We start from the raw sequence: 22,285 nt of genomic DNA, 5'->3' as shown, positions 1-22,285 counted from the left end.
AGCGCGTGACCTCCACCAGCACGGCGGATCTGACCGCACTGTCCCGGGAGCTGTCCGGCAAGCACGTGGTCGTGGCCGGGCTCGGCGTCAGCGGCATGCCCGCGGCCAAGGTGGCGCACCGCCTCGGCGCCCGCGTCACGGCGGTCAACGGCGGCGACGGCGAGGGCCCGCGCCGGCAGGCCGCCGAGCTGGAGGCCCTCGGCATCGGCGTGCGGCTCGGCGACGACCGCACCCTGCCGCAGGGCACGGACCTGGTCGTCACCACGCCGGGGTTCAAGCCCACCAGCCCCCTCTTCCAGGCGGCGGCCGAGGCGGGCGTCCCCGTGTGGGGCGACGTGGAGCTGGCCTGGCGGCTGCGCGGACCCGGCAGCGCGCCGTGGCTCGCGGTCACCGGCACCAACGGCAAGACCACCACCGTGCAGATGCTGGCCGCCGTCCTGCGCGCCGCCGGACTGCGCACGGCCGCGGTCGGCAACATCGGCGTCTCCCTCATCGACGCGGTGCTGGGCGAGGAGCCCTACGACGGGCTCGACGTGCTCGCCGTCGAGCTGTCCAGCTACCAGCTCCACTGGGCCCCCAGCCTGCGCCCGCACTCCGCCGCCGTGCTCAACCTCGCCCCCGACCACCTCGACTGGCACGGTTCGATGGAGGCGTACGCCGCCGCCAAGGGCCGCATCTACGAGGGCAACCAGGTCGCCTGCGTCTACAACGCCGACGATCCCGCCGACGCCGCGCCGCGCACCGAGGACCTGGTGCGCGAGGCCGACGTGGCCGAGGGCGCCCGCGCCATCGGCTTCACGCTCGGTGCGCCCGCGCCCTCCCAACTGGGTGTGGTCGAGGGGGTGCTCGTCGACCGGGCCTTCGTGCCGGACCGGCAGCGGCAGGCGCAGGAGCTGGCCGAGGTCGGCGACGTCAACCCTCCGGCGCCGCACAACATCGCCAACGCGCTCGCCGCCGCCGCGCTCGCCCGTGCCTTCGGCGTGCCGCCCTCGGCCGTCCGCGACGGGCTGCGCGCCTTCAGCCCCGACGCGCACCGCATCACGCACGTCGCCGACGTGGACGGCGTGGCCTACGTCGACGACTCCAAGGCCACCAACACCCACGCGACCGAGGCCTCGCTGGCCGCCTACGAACCGATCGTGTGGATCGCGGGCGGGCTGGCCAAGGGCGCGACCTTCGACGACCTGGTGGCCAGGTCGGCGCCGCGGCTGCGCGGTGTGGTCCTCATCGGCGCGGACCGGGAGCTGATCAGGCAAGCCCTGGCGCGACACGCCCCCGATGTGCCGGTCACCGACGTGGCCCGCACCGACACTGGGGCGATGGCTTCGGCCGTCCGCGAGGCGAGAGCGCTGGCGCGCCAGGGGGATACCGTACTGCTGGCTCCCGCGTGCGCGTCGATGGACATGTTCGTCAACTACAACGCCCGCGGCGACGCGTTCGCCGAGGCGGTCCGCGCACTGGCCGCCGAAGGCCGCAGCGAGCAGTAACCCCGCGCCCCGTCGGCCGAGGACGCGGGGGAGACGGAGGGGACACGGATGACGGCGCGATCCGCCAAACCGCCCACACCCCGGCGCGCGAGTACCCGCCCCGCGCCCCCGCGCGAGCCCGGGCGCCCCCGGGCGACTCCGGGCACCACGGCGCCCCAGCGGATGTTCCTGCGGGCCAAACGCGCCTGGGACCGCCCCCTGACCGCGTACTACCTGATCGCGGGCGGCAGCCTGCTCCTCACCGTCCTCGGACTGGTGATGGTCTTCTCCGCCTCCCAGATCCAGGCCCTCCAGTCCGGGCTCGCCTCCACCTACTACTTCCGCAAACAACTCGTGGCCGCCGCACTCGGCGCCGTGCTGCTGCTGGCCGCCGCCCGGATGCCGCTGCGGCTGCACCGGGCGCTGGCCTATCCGCTGCTCGCCGGCTCCGTCTTCCTGATGTGCCTCGTCCAGGTGCCCGGCATCGGACAGACCGTCAACGGGAACCGGAACTGGATCTACCTGGGCGGGCCCTTCCAGCTCCAGCCCAGCGAGTTCGCCAAGCTGGCGCTCGTCCTGTGGGGCGCCGACCTGCTGGCACGCAAGGGCGAGAAGAAGATGCTCGCCCAGTGGAAACACCTGCTCGTCCCCCTGGTGCCCGTCGGGCTGCTGCTCCTCGCGCTCATCATGCTCGGCGGCGACATGGGCACCGCCATCATCCTGGCCGCCGTACTGTTCGGACTGCTGTGGCTGGCCGGGGCGCCCACCCGGCTGTTCACCGGAGTGCTCGCCGCGGCGGTCACCGCGGGCGCGTTCCTCATCGTCTCCAGCCCCAACCGAATGTCCCGCCTCGGCTGCATCGCCGCCACCGAACCGGGCCGCGACGACCAGTGCTGGCAGGCCGTGCACGGTATCTACGCGCTGGCCTCGGGCGGCTGGTTCGGTTCCGGACTCGGTGCGAGTATGGAAAAATGGGGCCAACTCCCCGAACCGCACACCGACTTCATCTTCGCCGTGACCGGGGAGGAACTCGGACTGGCGGGGACGCTGTCGGTACTCGCTCTGTTCGCGGCTCTAGGCTATGCGGGTATCCGCGTGGCCGGACGCTCGGAGGAGCCCTTCGTGAGGTACGCCGCGGGAGGCGTGACAACGTGGATCACCGCCCAGGCGGTGATCAACATCGGTGCGGTGCTCGGTCTGCTGCCGATCGCCGGCGTCCCCCTCCCGCTGTTCTCCTACGGCGGGTCCGCCCTGCTGCCGACGATGTTCGCCGTCGGGCTGCTGATCGCCTTCGCGCGCAGCGACCCGGCGGCACGTGCGGCGCTGGCCGTGCGGCAGCCCGCCCTGCGGCAGCGCAGGGGGGGACTGGCGGGAGTGCTACGTCCGGGGGCCACCTACGGGCGGAGGAGTCAGAAGACGATGAGACGGCGCGCCACCCGGCCGCCGTCCGGAGAGCGGTGAAACAGCGTGCACGTCGTACTCGCCGGTGGGGGGACCGCCGGCCACATCGAGCCCGCGCTCGCCCTCGCGGACGCCCTGCGCAGGCAGGACCCGACCGTGGGGATTACAGCCCTCGGTACGGAGCGCGGACTGGAGACGCGGCTCGTGCCCGAGCGCGGCTACGCGCTCGAGTTGATCCCGGCGGTTCCGCTGCCGCGCAAACCCACACCCGAGCTGATCACCGTGCCAGGGCGACTGCGCGGCACCATCAAGGCGGCCGAGCAGATCCTGGAGCGCAACAAGGCCGACTGCGTCGTCGGCTTCGGCGGCTACGTCGCGCTGCCCGGTTACCTGGCGGCCAAGCGCGCCGGCGTGCCCATCGTCGTCCACGAGGCCAACGCGCGCCCCGGGCTCGCCAACAAGATCGGCTCCCGGTACGCGCACGGCGTCGCCGTCTCCACCCCCGACAGCAAGCTGCGCGGCGCGCGGTACGTCGGCATCCCGCTGCGCCGCTCCATCGCGACGCTCAACCGGGCCGCGCTGCGCGCCGAGGCGCGCGCCGCGTTCGGGCTCTCCCCCAACCTGCCCACGCTGCTGGTGTCCGGCGGCTCGCAGGGCGCGCGGCGGCTCAACGAGGTCGTCCAGCAGGTCGTTCCGCACCTCCAGCGCGCCGGTGTGCAGATCCTGCACGCGGTCGGCCCGAAGAACGAGCTCCCCCACGTGGAGCAGATGCCCGGAATGCCGCCCTATCTGCCGGTACCGTATGTGGACCGGATGGACCTCGCGTACGCCGCGGCCGACATGATGCTCTGCCGCGCGGGCGCGATGACCGTGGCGGAACTCTCGGCCGTCGGGCTCCCCGCCGCCTACGTGCCGCTGCCCATCGGCAACGGCGAACAGCGGCTCAACGCCCAGCCGGTCGTCAAGGCCGGAGGCGGACTCCTCGTCGACGACGCGGAACTGACACCGGAGTGGATCCAGGGCAACGTGCTCCCGGTCCTCACCGACCCGCAGCAGCTCACCGCCATGTCGCGCGCGGCAGCCGAGTTCGGCCGTCCGGACGCCGACGAACTCCTCGTCGGCATGGTGTACGAGGCGATCGCCTCGCGCCGCCAGGGCTGAACCCCCGCGCGGCGCGGAAGCGGCGACGCGCCGACAACGCAGAAAGCAGGGTGGTCCGGCGTGGTCAGAGCTGCCAGAACTGCCAAGGCTGCCCAGCAGGAGCAGGCGAGCGGCACGGCCGAAGCGGGGGCGGCGCGGCCCCGGGCGCGCACCGCGACGGCCGAGGGCGGGCGCGCCGGCGCCCGCCCCGCGCCCGGCGCCCGGGCGCGCGGCACCACAGCCTCCGGTTCGGGTTCCGGTTGTGGGCCGGGGCCCGGGCGCGGCGAAGGGTCGCAGCGCCCGCCCCGCTGGGCGCGGTTGGGGGCGCGCGTGCCGCGCCGCCGCACGCTCGTCCTCACTCTCGCCCTCGTGCTGCCGCTCGGCGGGTTCGGCACCTGGGCGCTCTACGGCTCTCCGTGGCTGCGCGCCGAGAGCGTCTCCGTCGACGGCATCCGGGCCCTGACCCGCTCCGAGGTCACCCGCGCGGCGGCGGTCCCGCTCGGGGAGCCGCTCATCAGCGTCGACAAGGGTGCGGTGCAGCGGCGCGTGCGCGCCGCGCTGCCGCGCGTGCGCGAGGTGGCCGCCGAGCGGACCTGGCCGCACGGCATCGCTCTCACCGTCACCGAAAGACGGCCCGAACTCGTCATGGAGAAGGCGGGAAAGTACGTCGAGGTGGACGCCGAAGGCGTGCGATTCGCCACAGAGGACAAGCCACCGAAAGGCGTTCCGCTTCTCGCCGTGGAACCGAAGAAGGACGCCGCCGAGCGGTACTTCTCCGCGAGACGCCTGCGGAAGGAGGCGGCGCGGGTCGCCACTTCCCTGCCCGACGCCGTCCAGGACGCCACCCGGCTCGTCAAAGTCCGCTCATACGACGACATCACCGTCCGCCTCACCGGGGACCGGACCGTGCGGTGGGGCAGCGCCGAACGCGGCAAGGCGAAAGCCACCGCGCTGACCGCCCTGATGAAGGCGGCTGAGGACGCCACCCACTTCGACGTCACCGTGCCCAGCGCCCCCGCCGCCTCCGGCGGTTGAACCCCGCCGTCCCACCGGCCGCGGCACGGGCGGCACAACCCCCCTGTACCCCCGGCCGGGTTCGGCGAACGGCTGGAGTCGGCACGCTCGTGGCCGCGTCAGTTGACCGGCGGCGTCCCGCATGGCCAGGCTGAACCCACATCGGTCGGGGGCTCGGTCGGTTGACTGACATAGCCGCTGGTGAGCACCCTGGATGGCTACTGCAAGGCCTGATCACATAGGGTGAAAAGAAAAACGGGAGGTTCGGCGTGTTCGTTGAACACCCAGCACTTGTCGACTTAGTGTCCGTTGCGAAGAGTCCAAGTAAGACAGGCACTGGTAACCCTAAACTTCACGCTTAGGGTTCGGGTCGGCGTTCGGACCGCCCCACAGGGATACGTAACTCGAGGCGAGAGGCCTTCGACGTGGCAGCACCGCAGAACTACCTCGCAGTCATCAAGGTCGTCGGAATCGGCGGCGGTGGCGTGAACGCCATCAACCGGATGATCGAGGTCGGTCTCAAGGGCGTCGAGTTCATCGCGATCAACACTGACGCGCAAGCCCTGTTGATGAGCGACGCCGACGTCAAGCTCGATGTGGGCCGCGAGCTGACTCGCGGCCTCGGCGCCGGCGCCAACCCGGACGTCGGCCGCAAGGCGGCCGAGGACCACCGCGAGGAGATCGAGGAGGTCCTCAAGGGGGCCGACATGGTCTTCGTGACCGCGGGCGAGGGCGGCGGAACCGGCACCGGCGGCGCGCCCGTCGTGGCGAACATCGCCCGCTCGCTCGGCGCCCTCACCATCGGCGTCGTCACCCGCCCCTTCACCTTCGAGGGCCGCCGCCGCGCCAACCAGGCCGAGGACGGCATCGCGGGGCTGCGCGACGAGGTCGACACGCTGATCGTCATTCCGAACGACCGGCTGCTGTCCATCTCCGACCGCCAGGTCAGCGTGCTGGACGCGTTCAAGTCCGCGGACCAGGTGCTGCTCTCCGGTGTGCAGGGCATCACCGACCTGATCACCACCCCGGGGTTGATCAACCTCGACTTCGCCGACGTCAAGTCCGTGATGTCCGAGGCGGGGTCGGCCCTGATGGGGATCGGCTCGGCGCGCGGGGACGACCGCGCGGTGGCCGCGGCGGAGATGGCGATCTCCTCGCCGCTGCTGGAGGCCTCCATCGACGGGGCGCGCGGTGTGCTGCTGTCCATCTCCGGCGGTTCGGACCTCGGGTTGTTCGAGATCAACGAGGCCGCCCAGTTGGTGAGCGAGGCCGCCCACCCGGAGGCGAACATCATCTTCGGTGCCGTCATCGACGACGCGCTCGGTGACGAGGTGCGGGTCACCGTCATCGCCGCAGGGTTCGACGGCGGTCAGCCGCCCTCCAAGAAGGGGGAGAAGGCGCTCGGCTCCTCGACGGGCTCCGCGTCCTCCTCGCAGCCGGCGTACAAGGACGAGGCGCCGTCCCCGAGCAGCGATCCGGAGCCGGAGCGTCCCGCCTTCGGCGGCCTCGGCTCCGTCACGCCGCGTGAGGAGGAGGACTCCATCCCCTCCCGCAGGGAGCCCTCGCCGGTGGGTGAGGTGCCGCCGCCCCCGCCCACCACGCCGCAGGTGCCGCCGGCCCGTCCGTACCACGACAGCCAGGCCGAGGAACTGGATGTGCCGGACTTCTTGAAGTGACGCGAGTGACGAAGTGATATCGGCACAAGAGAACGTCAGCGGCGCGCACTTCGCGTACACCGACAGGTGGGGCGGGGTGAGCGCCGCTCCGTATGCGGAGCTGAACCTCGGCGGCGCGGTGGGAGACGCGCCCGGGGCGGTACGCACCAACCGGGAGCGGGCCGCGCGGGCGCTCGGCCTGTCGCCCGACGAGGTGGTGTGGATGCATCAGGTGCACGGGCGCGACGTCGCGGTCGTCGATGCGCCGTTCGGCTCAGACGCACCGCCAGTCGACGGGGTCGTGACGGCGCGTCGGGGGCTCGCGCTCGCCGTCCTCACCGCCGACTGCACCCCCGTGCTGCTGGCCGACCCGGTCGCCGGGGTCGCGGGCGCGGCGCACGCCGGGCGGCCCGGGGTGCTGTGCGGAGTGACGGGCGCGACGGTGGCGGCCATGGTGGAGCTCGGCGCCGAGCCGGAGCGCATCGTGGCGCGCACGGGCCCCGCGGTGTGCGGGCGCTGCTACGAGGTGCCCGAGCGGATGCGCGACGAGGTCGCGGCCGGCGTCCCCGAGGCGTCCGCGACGACCCGGTGGGGCACGCCGGCCGTGGACATGGCCGCCGGGGTGCGGGCGCAGCTCGCCCGGGCCGGCGTCACCCAGGCGGAACTCTCGTCCGTGTGCACCCTCGAATCGGATGATCACTTCTCGTACCGGCGGGACAAGACGACGGGAAGACTTGCGAGTTATGTCTGGATCGAGGCGAGCTGAGCAGTGACGGCACGAATGTCCGCGGAGTCCATGGGGGCGGGCGGGGAGGCGCGCAAGGCCGAGCTTGCCACCAACCTCGCCCGGGTGGAGGAGCGCATCGAGCGCGCTTGTGACGCGGCGGGGCGCAAGCGCGAGGACGTCACCCTCATCGTCGTCACCAAGACCCACCCCGCCTCGGACGTGCGGCTGCTGGCCGAGCTCGGCGTCGGGGACGTCGCGGAGAACCGCGACCAGGAGGCCGCGCCCAAGGCCGCCGCGTGCGCGGACGCCGCGCTTCGCTGGCACTTCGTCGGCCAGCTCCAGACGAACAAGGCGCGCTCGGTGGCCGGTTACGCCGACCGCGTCCACTCGGTCGACCGGGTACGGCTCGTGGCCGCGCTCTCGAACGCCGCGGCGCGCGCGGAACGTGAGATCGGGTGTGCGGTGCAGGTCGCTTTCGACGCCGCGTCGGGGTCGGTCGGTGAGCGGGGCGGTGTGGCGCCCGACGGTGTGACGGATCTCGCGGAGGCGATCGGCGCGGCCCAAGGTCTGCGGCTCGACGGAGTGATGACCGTCGCACCGCTCGCCGGGCCGCTCGCGGGACGGCCGCAGGAGGCGTTCGAGCAGCTGAGGGAAATCTCAACCGGCCTGCGTACGGCGCACCCTGCTGCGACGATGGTCTCGGCAGGGATGAGTGCGGATCTCGAAGAGGCGGTGCGTGCGGGTGCGACACATGTGCGCGTCGGCAGCGCGGTACTCGGCCAGCGCCCCCCGCTCCGGTAACGTCGCCAAACGAGTTGGGCCACAGCAGAATATATGGTCATTTCCGCCGGAAAAGACCGGTTGGAGAGGCTGCGTGGATCATCCCAGGGCCACCGGTGACGGGGGCTGCGTCGATGGAGTCGATCCACCACAGAGCGGAGGACGCAGAGAATGGCCGGCGCGATGCGCAAGATGGCGGTCTACCTCGGCCTCGTGGAGGACGATGGGTACGACAGCCGGGGCTTCGACCCCGACGACGAGTTCGAGCCCGAGCCCGAGCCCGAACGCGACCGTCGGCGGTACGAGTCGGAAGAGTCACATCATTCCCTTCAAAAGACCGAACCGGACGAACCGGTACGGGTCGTTCACCCGCCGGCGCAGCGGGAACGGGAGACGGAGCCGACTCCGGCAGTTGCCGCCGAAAGTGGACGAGCGGGGAGAATCGCCCCGGTGTCATCCATCACACCTGAACGCCAGAACGTCGAGAAGAGTGCCCCGGTGATCATGCCCAAGGTCGTGTCCGAGCGAGAGCCGTACCGGATCACCACGTTGCATCCCCGGACCTACAACGAAGCCCGTACCATCGGGGAACACTTCCGTGAAGGCACTCCGGTGATCATGAATCTGACGGAGATGGACGACACCGACGCGAAGCGACTTGTCGACTTTGCGGCTGGTCTGGTCTTCGGTCTGCACGGCAGTATCGAGCGAGTGACGCAGAAGGTGTTCCTGCTGTCTCCTGCTAACGTCGATGTCACGGCGGAGGACAAGGCCCGCATCGCAGAGGGCGGGTTCTTCAACCAGAGCTGAGACAGGCAGAGTCCGGAACCGGTCGGCAGGACCGCACAGAGCACCCCAGGGGAGAGGGACGCGCAGATGAGAACCGCATTGGACGTGGTCCAAATCGCGCTGTACGTCTACCTGCTCGTGTTGATCTTCCGACTGGTGATGGACTACGTCTTCCAGTTCGCCCGCTCTTGGCAACCCGGCAAGGCGATGGTGGTCGTTCTGGAGGCCACCTACACTGTCACCGATCCGCCACTCAAGCTATTGCGGCGGTTCATCCCCCCGCTGCGCTTCGGGGGCGTAGCGCTAGACCTGTCCTTCTTCGTGCTCATGATCATCGTCTACATCCTGATCAGCGTCGTGGGCTGGGTGTGAACGATCGGAATGGTCTTGCCGGTATGCCGACGACTTACGTTGAGGTGAAGAGATGCCCCTGACCCCCGAGGACGTGCGGAACAAACAGTTCACGACCGTCCGTCTGCGTGAAGGCTATGACGAGGACGAGGTCGATGCCTTCCTCGATGAGGTCGAAGCCGAACTGACCCGCCTGTTGCGGGAGAACGAGGACCTGCGCGCCAAGTTGGCAGCAGCCACGCGCGCGGCCGCTCAAAACCAGCAACAGGGCGGTATGCGAAAGCCTCCTGAACCTCAGGACAGGCAGCAGCAGCAAGGCGGGGCGCCTGTGCCCGCCGCCATATCCGGACCGCAGCCCGTCCCGCCCCAGCAGCAGGGCATGGGCGGTCCGCCGCAGCTTCCCGGCGCGCAGGCGCAGCTCCCGGCGGGCCCCGGTGGCCCGGGCGGGCACGGCGGCCCCGGTGGTCCGGGCCCGCAGGGCGGTCCGATGGGCCCCGGTGGCCCGGGCCCGCAGCAGGGCGGCCCGATGGGCCCCGGCGGTCCGCAGGGCGGTCCGCAGATGCCCGGCGGCCCGGGCGGCCCCGGTGGTCCCGGCGGCCAGAACAACGACAGCGCCGCGCGCGTGCTGTCGCTGGCGCAGCAGACCGCCGACCAGGCGATCGCGGAGGCCCGTTCCGAGGCCAACAAGATCGTCGGTGAGGCCCGCAGCCGCGCCGAGGGTCTGGAGCGGGACGCCCGCGCCAAGGCCGACGCGCTGGAGCGGGACGCGCAGGAGAAGCACCGCGTGGCGATGGGCTCCCTGGAGTCCGCGCGCGCCACGCTGGAGCGCAAGGTCGAGGACCTGCGCGGCTTCGAACGCGAGTACCGCACGCGGCTGAAGTCGTACCTGGAGAGCCAGCTGCGCCAGTTGGAGAACCAGGCCGACGACTCGCTGGCGCCCCCGCGGACGCCCGCGACCGCCTCGCTGCCCGCGCCCTCGCCCTCCATGGCGACGGCCGGTGCCGGCGGCCCCTCCCAGGGACCCGCGGGCGGTGGCGGTTCCATGGGCGGCCACCAGTCCATGGGTGCCAACGGGCACTCCATGGGCGGTCACGGCGGCCCGGGCGGCGGCGCGCACCACACCCAGGGCGGAGCCGGCCAGTCGTACGGCGGGCAGCAGCAGATGTCGCCCGCGATGACGCAGCCGATGGCGCCGGTCCGCCCGCAGGGCGGTCCCCAGGCGGCGCAGGCTCCCTCGCCGATGCGGGGCTTCCTCATCGACGAGGACGACAGCTGACGCTGGACACCTTGTAAGACGGCCCGGGCCCGAGAGCACCTTCCGCTCTCGGGCCCGGGCCGTTTTTGTCCCCTACCCCCCCCCGCCCCTTCCCGAAACTGGGGGGCTCCGCCCCCAGTTTCGGGAAGGGGCGGGGTAGGGGAGAGAGAGCCCTCTACGCCTTGCGGAGGCGGAAGGTGAGGGACAGTGCCTCGTCCTCGAAGGAGGGGCCCTCCAGCTCGGTGGGGTCGCCCTGGGCGAACTCCGTGGCGAGGACTTCCTCGGCGATGAGGAAGGTGTGCTCGGCCAGGGCGCGGGACACCTCCTCGTCCGCTGACTGCCACCGCAGTTCGATGCGGTCGGCCACGTCGAGCCCGGAGTTCTTACGGGCCTCCTGGATGAGCCGGATGGCGTCCCGGGCCAGGCCCGTGCGCCGCAGCTCGGGCGAGATCTCCAGGTCGAGCGCGACCGTGGCGCCGGTGTCGGACGCCACCGACCAGCCCTCCCGCGGGGTTTCGGTGATGATGACCTCTTCGGGGCTGAGGGCGACCGTCGCGCCGTCGACCTCCACTGTGGCGTTGCCCTCCCGCAGCGCCACGGACAGCGCCGCGGCGTCGGCGCCGGCGATGGCCTGGGCGACGGCCTGGGTGTCCTTGCCGAAGCGGCGGCCCAGCGCCCGGAAGTTCGCCTTGGCCGAGGTGTCGACGAGGGAGCCGCCGACCTCGGAGAGCGAGGCGAGCTGTTCGACGTTGAGCTCCTCGGTGATCTGGGTGCGCATCTCGGGGGAGAGCGTCTCGAACCCCTGCGCGGCGATGAGGGCGCGGGACAGCGGCTGGCGGGTCTTGACGCCGGACTCGGCGCGGGACGCGCGGCCGAGCTCGACCAGGCGCCGGACCAGCAGCATGTCCTGGGACAGCTCGGGGTCGATGCGGCTCAGGTCGGCCTGGGGCCAGGCGGACAGGTGCACGGAGTCGGGGGCGCCGGGGGTGACGGGGACGATGAGGTCCTGCCAGACCCGTTCGGTGATGAACGGGGTGAGGGGCGCCATGAGCTGGGTGACCGTCTCGACGACCTCGTGGAGGGTGCGCAGCGCGGCCGGGTCGCCCTGCCAGAAGCGGCGGCGGGAGCGGCGCACGTACCAGTTGGACAGGTCGTCGACGAAGGTGGACAGCAGCTTGCCCGCGCGCTGGGTGTCGTAGCCGTCCATGGCGAGCGTGACCTGGTCGACCAGGGCGTGCAGCTCGCTCAGCAGCCAGCGGTCCAGCAGCGGGCGGTCGTGCGGCGCGGGGTCGGCCTCGGTGGGCGCCCAGCCGCTGGTGCGCGCGTACAGGGCCTGGAAGGCGACGGTGTTCCAGTAGGTCAGCAGGGTCTTGCGGACGACTTCCTGGATGGTGCCGTGGCCGACCCGGCGGGCGGCCCAGGGGGAGCCGCCTGCGGCCATGAACCAGCGGACCGCGTCGGCGCCGTGCTGGTCCATGAGCGGGATGGGCTCCAGGATGTTGCCCAGGTGCTTGGACATCTTGCGGCCGTCCTCGGCGAGGATGTGGCCGAGGCAGACGACGTTCTCGTAGGACGACTTGTCGAAGACGAGGGTGCCGACGGCCATCAGCGTGTAGAACCAGCCGCGGGTCTGGTCGATGGCCTCGGAGATGAACTGCGCCGGGTAGCGCTTCTCGAACAGCTCCTTGTTCTTGTAGGGGTAGCCCCACTGCGCGAAGGGCATCGACCCCGAGTCGTACCAGGCGTCGATGACCTCGGGGACGCGGGTGGCCTCCAGGCCGCAGCCCTCGGTGGGGCAGCGATAAGTGACGGCGTCGATGTAGGGGCGGTGCGGGTCGAGGCCCGACTGGTCGGTGCCGGACAGGTCGCTCAGCTCGGCGAGAGAGCCGACGCAGGTGAAGTGGCCCTCTTCGCAGCGCCAGACCGGCAGCGGGGTGCCCCAGTAGCGGTTGCGCGAGAGCGCCCAGTCCACGTTGTTGTCCAGCCAGTCGCCGAAGCGGCCGTGCTTGACGGACTCGGGGAACCAGTTGGTCGCCTCGTTCTCCCGCAGGAGGGCTTCCTTGATCTGGGTGGTGCGGATGTACCAGGACGGCTGGGGGTAGTAGATGAGGGCCGTGTGGCAGCGCCAGCAGTGCGGGTAGCTGTGCTCGTAGGCGACGTGGCGGAAGAGGATGCCGCGCGCGTCCATGTCCGCGACCAGCGCCTCGTCGGCCTTCTTGAAGAACTGCCCGCCGACCAGGTCGAGCTCCGGGTCGAAGGTGCCGTCGGCGCGGACGGGCACGACCGGCTCGATGCCGTTGGCGCGCGCCACCCGGAAGTCGTCCTCACCGAAGGGCGCCAGGTGCACCATGCCGGTGCCGTCCTCGGTGGTGACGTAGGTGTCGTTGACGACGAAGTGGGCGTCCGGGATGTCGACCAGCTCGAACGGGCGCTGGTAGTGCCAGCCGTTCATCTCGCGGCCCGTGTAGCGCTGGCCCGTGATGTGCCAGTCCTCGCCGAGGGCGGAGGTCAGCAGCGGCTCGGCGACGACGATCTTGTCGGTGCCGTTGGAGGCGACCACGTAGGTGACGTCGGGGTGGGTGGCGACCGCGAGGTTGGACACCAGCGTCCACGGCGTGGTCGTCCACACCATCAGCGAGGCCTCGCCGGCCAGCGGCCCCGAGGTCAGCGGCAGCGTCACGTAGACCGAGGGGTCCACGACGGTCTCGTAGCCCTGGGCCAGCTCGTGGTCCGACAGGCCCGTGCCGCAGCGGGGGCACCAGGGGGCGACCCGGTGGTCCTGGACCAGCAGCCCCTTGGCGAAGATCTGTTTGAGCGACCACCACACCGACTCGATGTACTCGGGGTTCATCGTGCGGTAGGCGTCGTCCAGGTCGACCCAGTAGCCCATCCGGGTCGTCAGCTCGGCGAAGGCGTCGGTGTGCCGGGTGACCGACTCGCGGCACTTGGCGTTGAAGGCGGCGATGCCGAAGTTCTCGATGTCCTGCTTGCCGTTGAAGCCCAGCTCCTTCTCCACGGCCAGCTCGACGGGCAGCCCGTGGCAGTCCCAGCCGGCCTTGCGGGCCACGTGGTAGCCGCGCATGGTGCGGAAGCGGGGGAAGACGTCCTTGAAGACGCGGGCCTCGATGTGGTGCGCGCCCGGCATGCCGTTCGCGGTGGGCGGGCCCTCGTAGAAGACCCACTCGGGGCGGCCCTCGGACATCTCGAGGCTGCGGGCGAACACCTTGCTCTCGCGCCAGAAGTCGAGCACGGCCCGCTCCAGCGCGGGCAGGTCGACCTGGGCGGGCACCTGGTTGTACTGCATCGTCGGGTCTTCTTCCTCCGGCGGACATCCAGAAGGCGGGTGCGCCTTCATTACCGTCGGAGGGACGAGTGCGCGCTGCCTTGCGGCGGCGGACCCGCGGTACCACCCTCCTTGGCGGCGGGCCCGGTGCGGCCCTCCGCCCCCTCATTGGGGCAGCGCTGCCGGTTCTACTCGCTCCCGGAGGGTGTCCGAGGAGCTTTCTTCCGGCGGCTCGGGGGTGATCTTCACGCCGCGCTCGCCTCCGGGCTCCCACCGTCCCCGGATCGCTTAGGGCTGCCTACGGGGCTACTCGTCCCCTTCATCGCCTCACGCCGCCCCCAGTGTACGGGGCTGAGCGCGGGGTGGTGGAGCGGTTTTCGACCGGCCGGGCGGGGCACAACGGATGCAGACCGGCGTGCCCCGTTGCCGTGCGCTTGAAGTCGATTTATCGTTCCGGTCACGTTTCGCGAGCAAGATCACAAAATGTGAAGGGGTCGCGGTCATGGTGGCGGAGGAGAGGGCCGCGAAGAAGGTGGCGAAGAAGGCGGGGGCGAAGAAGGCCACGAAAAAGGCGGCAGCCAAGAAGGTTCCCGGTGAGGATGCGGGGGAAAAGAAGACGGCGGCCAGGAAGACGGGGGTGAAGAAGGCACCGGCGAAGGCTCCGGCGAAGAAGGCCGCGGCGAAGAAGGCCGCGGGGGAACGGCCCGCGGCATCCGAGGCCGCGGCGGAAGTGACAGCGGCCGACGCGGTCGCGGACCGGCAGGGCGACGCTCGTCAGGCGCCTGCCGGGCAGGCCGCGCAGAACACGACGGGAGCTGAGACGGTGACTGCGAAGAAGACGTCAGAGGCGCAGGCCGAGGCGGTGCCCTCGGCGCGGAACGGCACGGGGCCCGCCGCCCCCGGCGAACTGCCCGTCCGCCCCGGCGAGGACCCCTGGTCCCCCGAGGAGGTCGAGGAGGCGCGCTCAGGGCTGCGCGAGGAGGTCTCCCGCCTCAAGCACGAGATCGTCTCGGCGGACGAGGCGCTCAGCGGGCTGATGCGCGACTCGGGTGACGGCGCGGGCGACGACGACGCCGACACCGGCACCAAGAACATCACGCGGGAGCACGAGATGGCGTTGGCCGCCAACGCCCGCGAGATGCTGTACCAGACCGAGCGGGCGTTGGAGCGGCTGGACGCGGGTACCTACGGCCTGTGCGAGAACTGCGGCAAGCCGATCGGGAAGGCCAGGATGCAGGCGTTCCCCAGGGCGACGCTGTGCGTGGAGTGCAAGCAGAAGCAGGAACGCCGCTGACCGCCGGTGAGCCGCGCCCGGCGCGGGTGTCGTACCCTCAAGGCGTGACTGAGGTGGACCGGACCGGCGAGGGCCCCGACGACCGCGCGGCCGGTGTGGCCGAGGACGACGAACAGCAGGGCGACGAGCACCAGGGCGACGAGCACCAGGGTGGCGAACAGCAGGGCGAGGGCGGGCAGTCGCCCGCGCCCGCCCGGGGCAGGCGCCGGATCCCCGTGCTGGTCGCGGTGGCGGCGCTCGCCCTCGTGCTGGACCTGGTCAGCAAACTCGTGGTGGTCGCCGAGCTGGAGAACCACGCGCCGATCGAGGTGTTCGGCTCCTGGCTCCAGCTCAATGTCATCCGCAACCCCGGTGCGGCGTTCGGCATGGGCGAGGCGCTGACGATCGTGCTGACGGCCATCGCGGTGGCCGTCGTCGTCGTGATCGCCCGCATCGCGCGGAAGCTCTACAGCACCCCGTGGGCCATCGCGCTGGGGCTGCTGCTGGGCGGCGCCTGCGGCAACCTGACGGACCGGATCTTCCGCGCGCCCGGCGTCTTCCAGGGCGCCGTGGTGGACTTCATCGCGCCCAAGCACTTCGCGGTCTTCAACCTCGCCGACTCGGCCATCGTCTGCGGCGGCGTCCTGATCGTGCTGCTCTCCTTCCGCGGCCTCGACCCGGACGGCACCGTCCACCGGGACTGAAGCCGCCCCCTCCCCGGCCTCCCTCCCGGCCTCCCTCCTGGGCCGTCGGGGCGTCACTCCTCCCGGTCGGGGACGTGCACGCGTATCCGGTAGCCGTCGTCCGTCGCCCCGTCGACCGTGATGCGCACCCCGCCGCGGAAGGTGTGGCTCTCGCCCGGCGTGAACGGCGCGTCGGACATCTCGGCCAGCTCCGTGGGCAGCCGGTCGGCGCAGGCGGGGCCGCCGCCGCTGTGCGGCCGGGAGTCGACCACCCGGACGGGGCCCTCGCCCGTGGGCGTGCGGGAGTCGACGGTGTAGACGAGCACGCCCTCCGCGCAGATGTCCCGGTCCAGACCTGTGCGGGTGCGGGCCTCGGCGACGATGGCGCTGTGGCTGCCGGTTCGCACGACGGTGATACCCGCGTCGCGGCTGCTGACGGGCGAGAGGGTGTGCTCGGTGGTGCCGGGCGTGGTGACGCAGCCGACGCGGGAGCGGGCCAGCCAGCCGAACTTCCACTTGTGCCAGCCGAGCAGGTCGGAGATCCCGGCCATGCTCATCGTGTCCCAGCCGCCCGCGTACTCGACCGAGGCGTTCTGGGAGACGTTGTACAGGTCGGGCAGCCCGTAGAGGTGGTTGGCCTCGTGGACGAAGTTTCCGCGCTGCCACAGTGCCGAGTCGGAGGCCCGGCCGAAGATGAGCGCGGCGCCGTGCACCGGGGTGCCGCCCGCCCGCAGTCCCTCGAAGGTGTGGGCCTGGGAGACGGTGGGCGGCGCGGGTACGTTGCTGTCGGCGACGACGAAGACCAGGTCGGCCCCCCGCACGTCGGTGCCCTGGCGCTGCGCGGCCTCCAGCGCGTCCTGGACGTAACCGCGCATCAGCTCTGTGGGGATGCCGCGGGTGATCCCGTAGGAGGACCACGGCCGCGGCATGCGTATCCAGTCCGCGCTGGGGGCGACCTCCAGGCGGTACTTGCCGAACGAGGCGCGGTCGAGGAAGCGGTCGCCGTACCGGGAGAAGAAGCGGGCGCGTTCGCCGGCCGGGGTGGCGGCGGGGTGGTCGCTGAAGTCGACCATCAGCATCAGCGCCCGCTTGTGCCCGCGGGGGCGGACGTAGCTTTCCCCCAGCGGCCCCTCGTCGGTGCCGGAGCCCGGCGCTATCGCGCACGGCCCCGCGATGCCCTCGGCAGCCGCGACCGGGACGGGGACGAGGGTGAGGCAGGCTGTCGCCAGGGCTGTGACCACGGCCAGGGCGGGGCGCTTCGGTGTCCTGCGCGGCGTCATCGGCTGATCCCTCCGCATAAGCTCGCCGACCCGGGGCTCAAGGGCTGTCCGTGGTGACACCGTCCGCTCGCGGCAGGGGCGCCGCACCCCCGGGTGGGCCGCGCGGGTGAGGGGACGTGCGGGTGCGGGCGTGCGGGCCGTACGGGTGTGTCCGGCATACTCGATCAGGTGAGCACGCTTCCTGAGACCCGGACCCTGCCCGTACCCGACGGCCTGGAGGGTGAGCGCGTCGATGCCGCGCTCGCCAGGATGTTCGGCTTCTCGCGGACCAAAGCGGCGGAGTTGGCCGCGGAGGGGAAGGTGCTGCTGGACGGGGCGCCGGCGGGCAAGTCGGACCGCGTGCAGGGCGGGGCGTGGCTGGAGGTGGAGATGCCCCAGCAGGCGCAGCCGGTGCGGATCGTGGCCGAACCCGTCGAGGGCATGGAGATCGTCCATGACGACGACGACATCGTGGTGATCGTCAAGCCGGTCGGTGTCGCCGCGCATCCGAGCCCCGGCTGGAGCGGGCCCACCGTCATCGGCGGGCTGGCCGCCGCCGGGTACACCATCGCCACCTCGGGCGCCGCCGAGCGCCAGGGCATCGTCCACCGGCTGGACGTGGGCACCTCGGGGCTGATGGTGGTCGCCAAGTCCGAGCGCGCGTACACGCTGCTGAAGCGGCAGTTCAAGGAGCGCACCGTGGACAAGCGGTACAACGCGCTGGTCCAGGGCCACCCCGACCCGCTCAGCGGCACCATCGACGCGCCCATCGGCCGCCACCCGCAGCACGACTACAAGTGGGCGGTCACCTCCGACGGCAAGCCGTCGGTGACCCACTACGACCTGATCGAGGCGTTCCGGGCCGCCAGCCTGCTCGACATCAAGCTGGAGACGGGCCGCACCCACCAGATCCGGGTGCACATGGCCGCGCACCGGCACCCGTGTGTGGGTGATCTCACCTACGGCGCCGACCCGACGCTGGCCAAGCGGCTGCGGCTGGAGCGCCAGTGGCTGCACGCCGTACGCCTCGGTTTCGAACACCCGGGCGACGGCCGCTGGGTCGAGTACGAGAGCCCCTACCCCGACGACCTCCAGGTGGCGCTCGACCGGGTGCGGGCGGAGAGCTCCTGACCCATGGATCAGCTCGCACTCTTCTTCGCCCTGCTGCTCGCCGCCGTCGTCATGGTCCCGCTCGGGGACAAGCTCAACCTGCCCTCGCCGGTGCTGATGACCCTGTTCGGCGGGGTGCTGGCGATCGTCCCGTCCATCCCGAACGTCTCGCTGCCGCCCGAGTACATCCTGCCGCTGGTGCTGCCACCGCTGATCTACGCGGCGGCACAGCGCACCTCCTGGCGCCAGTTCGCGGCGAACAAGAGACCGATCTTCCTGATGGCGGTCGCGCTGGTGTTCGTCACCACCGCGGCCGTGGCCGCCGTCGCCAACGCGCTGGTGCCCGGGCTCGGCCTCGCCGGTGCGGTGGCGCTGGGCGCGCTGGTCGCGCCGCCCGACCCGGTCGCGGCCACCGCCGTGGCCGGCAACGTCGGCCTGCCCCGCCGCCTGGTCTCCGCGCTGGAGGGCGAGGGCCTCTTCAACGACGTGACGGCCATCACCCTCTACCACGTCGCGATCGCAGCCGCCGTCACCGGCTCCTTCTCCCTGCCGGTCGCCGCGGGCGAACTGGTGCTCTCCGGCGTGGTCGCGGTCGCCGTCGGACTGGGGCTCGGCTGGGTCGCCAGCAAGCTCATGAGCTACCTCGGCGACGCCACCCTCCAGACCGGTCTGACCCTGCTGGTGCCCTTCGCCTCCTACGTGCTCGCCGAGGAGCTGATGGGCTCGGGCGTGCTCGGCGTGCTGACCACGGCCCTCTACCTGGCCTCAGGACACGCCGTGGACGCGGACGACGTCCAGGGGCGGCTCGCCGGACAGACGTTCTGGCAGATCGTGGACACCCTGGTCACGGGCGTCGCCTTCGGGCTGATCGGACTGGAGCTGCACACGATCTTCGGCACGGTCCAGCAGGAGTGGCGCCAGTTGCTGCCCGCGGCGGGTGCGGTCGTCGGCGTCGTCGTCGTGCTGCGGCTGCTGTGGCTGCTGCCGACCGCGTGGCTCGCCCAGCGGCTGCACCAGCGCAAGGACCTGGAAGAGGACATTCCACGCAACTGGCGCGAGACCGTCGTCGTATGGTGGTCGGGGATGCGCGGAGTCGCCTCGGTCGCGCTGGCGCTGGCCGTGCCGCTGAGCCTGGAGCCCGAGGCGGGCGGCGGCGCGTTCCCCGGGCGCGAGGCGATCATCTTCATCGCGTTCGCCGTGGTCATCGTCACGCTGGTCTTCCAGGGGCTGACCCTGCCCTGGCTCGTCAAACGGCTGAACGTCCAGGCCGACAGCGCCGCCGAGCGCGAGGTCGAGCGGCAGCTGGCGGTGCGGGTGGCCAAGGCGGCCCGCAGGCGGCTCAGGGAGATCGAAGAGGTCGAGGACCTGCCCGAAGAGGTCTCCGAGGCGCTGGCCAGGAGGGTCTGGGACATGGGGGCGCGCATCTCCCCCGACATCGTCGACGACGAGCGCCGGGCCGCCCACCGCAAGCGGGTGGACCGGTTGCAGAAGATGCGGCGCCTCAACGGCGAGCTGCTGTCGGCCGCCCGCCACGAGGTGATCGCCGCGCGCGGGGCCGGGGTGGACCCCGAGGTCGTGGACCGCGTGCTGCACCAGCTCGACGTCCGCAGCTTCCGCGGCGTGTGACCTCGCCTTCGCGCCACGCCCCTCGGGCAGCCCGGCCCCGAGGGGCAGGTGAACCGAGCCCGCCCCCCGGGGAGGGGTCAGAGCGCCTTCTCCCGCGGGGAGGTGAGGCGGATGCCCGGCAGGGCCTCGGGGTGCTTGTCCCGCAGCCAGGCCAGCAGCTGCTCACGCACGGAGCAGCGCAGCGTCCACAGGTCGCCCGAGGAGCGCGCCGTCATGGCGACCCGTACCTCGATCGTGGAGGGGGTGGTGTCGGTGACGACCAGGCTCCAGCTGCGGCCGTCCCACTCGTCGCTCGCCCGCACCAGCTCCTCGGCCTTGGCGCGCAGCTCGGCGACGGGTGCCGCGTGGTCGAGCTGGAGGTAGACGGTGCCGGTCATCTGCGGGCCGCCGCGCGACCAGTTCTCGAACGGCTTGTTGGTGAAGTACGACACCGGCATCGTGATCCGGCGCTCGTCCCAGGTGAAGATCACCAGGTAGGAGACGGTGATCTCCTCGACCGTCCCCATCTCGCCGTCCACCACGACCTCGTCGCCGATCCGCACCATGTCCCCGAAGGCGATCGACAGCCCCGCGAACAGGTTGCCCAGCGTGGACTGGGCCGCGATACCGGCGACGATGCCCAGCACGCCGGCCGAGGCCAGCATCGAGGTGCCGAACGTCTTCATGCCAGGGAACTGGAGCAGCACCGCAGCGACCGCGATCACCGTCACCACCGCGGTGATCAGCCGCCGGATCAGGGTCAGCTGGGTGCGCACCCGCCGGCCGCGCGCCGGATCGTGGGTGGCGCCCGCGTACCGGGCGGCGATCGTCTCGGTTATCGCGGCGACGACCCGCAGGATCAGCCAGGCCGAGGCCGCGATCAGGATGATCGTCAGCCACAGGTCGACCCCTTCTCTGTGGTCCTTGGCCAGGTGCGTCGAGTCGAAGAAACCGCTGACCAGCGCGACGAAGATCACCGCGTGGAAGGGGACCCGGCCACTGCGCAGCAGGCCCCACATCGGGGTCTCCGGGTGCCGGGCGTCGAGGCGGACCAGCAGGCGGTCGAGGGCCCAGGCGAGTACGTACGACAGCACGATCGCGCCACCGAAGACGATGACGGGCCGGAGCACGTTCTCCATGGTCGCCTTTCTCCTAGGGGACCCCGCGGGCGTCGTGCGCCGGGGGCGACGGCCGCGCGCACGGCCGTGCACGCGGCCGTCCAGGCCACGGACGACCGTACCTGGCACCATGTGGAGTAACCGGCCCCAGAGCTTTCACCCGGGCTCTTTGTGAAGGAAGTGACATCCAGTGGCACCCGTATCGATCGTCATCTTCCACTCCGTGTGCGGGCTCACAGCGGACGTGCACGCCGCGGCCGAGCGGCTGCGCGCGGCGGGGCACGAGGTGGTCACCCCCGACCTGTTCGAGGGCGGGACGGCGGCCTCGGTCGAGGAGGGCATGCGGATGCGGGAGAAGGAGGGCAGCCCCGACCGCGACGAGCTGCTGAGGCGGGCCGTGACCGCCACGGCCCCGCTCCTGGGCGAGGGCCTTGTCTACGCGGGCTTCTCGCTGGGCGGCTCCGTCGCCCAGACCCTCGCGCTGGCCGACGAGAAGGCCCGCGGCCTCCTCCTCTTCTCGGGCACGTCCGACATCCCCGAGGACGCCGCCGTCGACGACCTCCCCGTCCAGCTCCACGTCGGCGACCCGGACGCCTTCGAGCCCCACGACTGGCTGACTGCCTGGTACCTGCGCATGCAGCGCGCCGGCGCCGACGTCGAGGTCCACCGCTACCCGGGCGCGGGGCACCTGTACACCCACGCCTCGCTGGACGACTACGACGAGGACGCGGCCGAGGCCACCTGGCGCACGGCGCTGGGCTTCCTGGAGACGCTGTAGCCGTACCCGCGCCACCTCACCGCCGGCAGCGGCCCGTACCCCGGCTCTTGTCGGGGGAGCAGACGTGCACGCGGTCGGCCGGGTCGTCGCTGACGTACCGGCCCACGCACTGGTTCGAGGAGACCAGCCCCCGCTCGCTGCACCAGTCGGCCGCCGCCCGCCCGCTGGGGAAGCCGCCCGGGGGCCCGGGGGCGTAGAACATCCAGTAGCCGGCGCGCAGGGAGGCGAAGCGGTCGCTGTCGACGTGGCGCACGACGGCCACCTTGCGGCTGAGGGCTGCCCGCATCTTGTCCCGGGCGCCGACCCCTTCGGACTTGGCGACGGACCCCAGCTGGGCGACCCACCTGTCGGCCGGGCCCCGGTTTCCCGGTGCCGCAGGGCCCGCGGTGGGCTTCTTCGTGGGGCCCTCCGCCTTCCCCGTCCCCTTGTCGGCCGGCCTGTCGGACGTGCCGCCCCCGCGCCCAGGTCCTCTCCCCGCCTCGGACGGGGCGCCGTCGGGGGAGCGGCTCCCGGCGTCGGCCGCCGTCGGGGTGGGCCGCGGGGGGCTCTCGCCGTCGGCGGAGGTTCCCGTGCCGCCGGGCCGCGTCAGCCAGAAGAC

18 protein-coding genes and 1 pseudogene are annotated in these 22,285 nt (G+C 71.9%); 15 read left to right on the top strand and 4 right to left on the bottom strand.

Features of this window, described 5'->3' with window-relative positions; all coding sequences use genetic code 11:
* Nucleotides 1-5 precede the first annotated feature (5 nt).
* From murD to AB8Z75_RS08865, 10 genes are all read left to right on the top strand, one after another.
* A complete protein-coding gene (gene murD, locus AB8Z75_RS08910; RefSeq protein WP_369200867.1) occupies nt 6-1,487 on the top strand; it encodes a UDP-N-acetylmuramoyl-L-alanine--D-glutamate ligase in 1,482 nt (493 codons plus the stop codon).
* A 48-nt stretch (nt 1,488-1,535) separates the two neighbouring features.
* Nucleotides 1,536-2,927, top strand: a complete 1,392-nt coding sequence (gene ftsW / locus AB8Z75_RS08905; RefSeq protein WP_369200866.1) for a putative lipid II flippase FtsW — start codon at nt 1,536-1,538, stop codon at nt 2,925-2,927.
* 6 nt (nt 2,928-2,933) lie between these two features.
* The gene (murG, locus tag AB8Z75_RS08900) at nt 2,934-4,028 is read left to right on the top strand and encodes an undecaprenyldiphospho-muramoylpentapeptide beta-N-acetylglucosaminyltransferase (protein ID WP_369200865.1); all 1,095 of its coding nucleotides are present in this window, start codon (nt 2,934-2,936) and stop codon (nt 4,026-4,028) included.
* A 60-nt stretch (nt 4,029-4,088) separates the two neighbouring features.
* Complete coding sequence (locus tag AB8Z75_RS08895; RefSeq protein WP_369200864.1) at nt 4,089-5,042, top strand: cell division protein FtsQ/DivIB; 954 nt, start codon at nt 4,089-4,091, stop codon at nt 5,040-5,042.
* A 404-nt stretch (nt 5,043-5,446) separates the two neighbouring features.
* On the top strand, nt 5,447-6,697 hold the full coding sequence (gene ftsZ, locus AB8Z75_RS08890) for a cell division protein FtsZ (RefSeq protein WP_369200863.1): 1,251 nt from the start codon (nt 5,447-5,449) through the stop codon (nt 6,695-6,697).
* A 13-nt stretch (nt 6,698-6,710) separates the two neighbouring features.
* Complete coding sequence (gene pgeF, locus AB8Z75_RS08885) at nt 6,711-7,442, top strand: peptidoglycan editing factor PgeF (RefSeq protein ID WP_369200862.1); 732 nt, start codon at nt 6,711-6,713, stop codon at nt 7,440-7,442.
* 30 nt (nt 7,443-7,472) lie between these two features.
* The gene (locus AB8Z75_RS08880) at nt 7,473-8,204 is read left to right on the top strand and encodes a YggS family pyridoxal phosphate-dependent enzyme (protein WP_369200877.1); all 732 of its coding nucleotides are present in this window, start codon (nt 7,473-7,475) and stop codon (nt 8,202-8,204) included.
* Nucleotides 8,205-8,354: 150 nt separating this feature from the next.
* The gene (locus tag AB8Z75_RS08875; RefSeq protein ID WP_114022720.1) at nt 8,355-8,993 is read left to right on the top strand and encodes a cell division protein SepF; all 639 of its coding nucleotides are present in this window, start codon (nt 8,355-8,357) and stop codon (nt 8,991-8,993) included.
* A gap of 66 nt (nt 8,994-9,059) precedes the next feature.
* The gene (locus tag AB8Z75_RS08870; protein ID WP_369200861.1) at nt 9,060-9,344 is read left to right on the top strand and encodes a YggT family protein; all 285 of its coding nucleotides are present in this window, start codon (nt 9,060-9,062) and stop codon (nt 9,342-9,344) included.
* Between the two features lie 52 nt (nt 9,345-9,396).
* Complete coding sequence (locus AB8Z75_RS08865; protein ID WP_369200860.1) at nt 9,397-10,599, top strand: DivIVA domain-containing protein; 1,203 nt, start codon at nt 9,397-9,399, stop codon at nt 10,597-10,599.
* 154 nt (nt 10,600-10,753) lie between these two features.
* On the opposite strand, the gene ileS is transcribed toward AB8Z75_RS08865, so the two are convergent.
* On the bottom strand, nt 10,754-13,882 hold the full coding sequence (ileS, locus tag AB8Z75_RS08860) for an isoleucine--tRNA ligase (protein WP_369200859.1): 3,129 nt from the start codon (nt 13,880-13,882) through the stop codon (nt 10,754-10,756).
* 481 nt (nt 13,883-14,363) lie between these two features.
* On the opposite strand from ileS, the gene AB8Z75_RS08855 reads away from it, so the two are divergent.
* Both AB8Z75_RS08855 and lspA read left to right on the top strand, forming a co-directional pair.
* Nucleotides 14,364-15,155 (top strand): TraR/DksA family transcriptional regulator, encoded by a 792-nt coding sequence (locus AB8Z75_RS08855; protein WP_369200858.1) that lies wholly within the window; start codon nt 14,364-14,366, stop codon nt 15,153-15,155.
* 53 nt (nt 15,156-15,208) lie between these two features.
* Complete coding sequence (gene lspA, locus AB8Z75_RS08850) at nt 15,209-15,838, top strand: signal peptidase II (protein ID WP_369200876.1); 630 nt, start codon at nt 15,209-15,211, stop codon at nt 15,836-15,838.
* 53 nt (nt 15,839-15,891) lie between these two features.
* On the opposite strand, the gene AB8Z75_RS08845 is transcribed toward lspA, so the two are convergent.
* Complete coding sequence (locus AB8Z75_RS08845) at nt 15,892-17,097, bottom strand: peptidase M6 (protein ID WP_369200857.1); 1,206 nt, start codon at nt 17,095-17,097, stop codon at nt 15,892-15,894.
* 168 nt (nt 17,098-17,265) lie between these two features.
* Between AB8Z75_RS08845 and AB8Z75_RS08840 the strand changes: the two genes are divergently transcribed.
* Nucleotides 17,266-18,207 carry an RluA family pseudouridine synthase gene (locus AB8Z75_RS08840; RefSeq protein WP_369200856.1) on the top strand — a complete coding sequence of 314 codons (942 nt, stop codon included), beginning with the start codon at nt 17,266-17,268 and terminating at the stop codon, nt 18,205-18,207.
* Nucleotides 18,208-18,210: 3 nt separating this feature from the next.
* Complete coding sequence (locus AB8Z75_RS08835; protein WP_369200855.1) at nt 18,211-19,812, top strand: Na+/H+ antiporter; 1,602 nt, start codon at nt 18,211-18,213, stop codon at nt 19,810-19,812.
* A 77-nt stretch (nt 19,813-19,889) separates the two neighbouring features.
* On the opposite strand, the gene AB8Z75_RS08830 is transcribed toward AB8Z75_RS08835, so the two are convergent.
* Entirely contained in the window at nt 19,890-20,930 is a 1,041-nt protein-coding gene (locus AB8Z75_RS08830) for a mechanosensitive ion channel family protein (RefSeq protein WP_369200854.1), read from the bottom strand.
* Between the two features lie 169 nt (nt 20,931-21,099).
* Between AB8Z75_RS08830 and AB8Z75_RS08825 the strand changes: the two genes are divergently transcribed.
* Entirely contained in the window at nt 21,100-21,687 is a 588-nt protein-coding gene (locus AB8Z75_RS08825; RefSeq protein WP_369200853.1) for a dienelactone hydrolase family protein, read from the top strand.
* A gap of 16 nt (nt 21,688-21,703) precedes the next feature.
* Here AB8Z75_RS08825 and AB8Z75_RS08820 read toward each other — a convergent pair.
* Nucleotides 21,704-22,285: pseudogene (locus AB8Z75_RS08820) on the bottom strand (hypothetical protein); the annotation flags it as partial.

Source organism: Streptomyces sp. PU-14G, assembly GCF_041028275.1.
In the GTDB taxonomy this organism is placed as follows: domain Bacteria; phylum Actinomycetota; class Actinomycetes; order Streptomycetales; family Streptomycetaceae; genus Streptomyces.
This window is presented reverse-complemented; position numbering and strand designations above follow the sequence as displayed.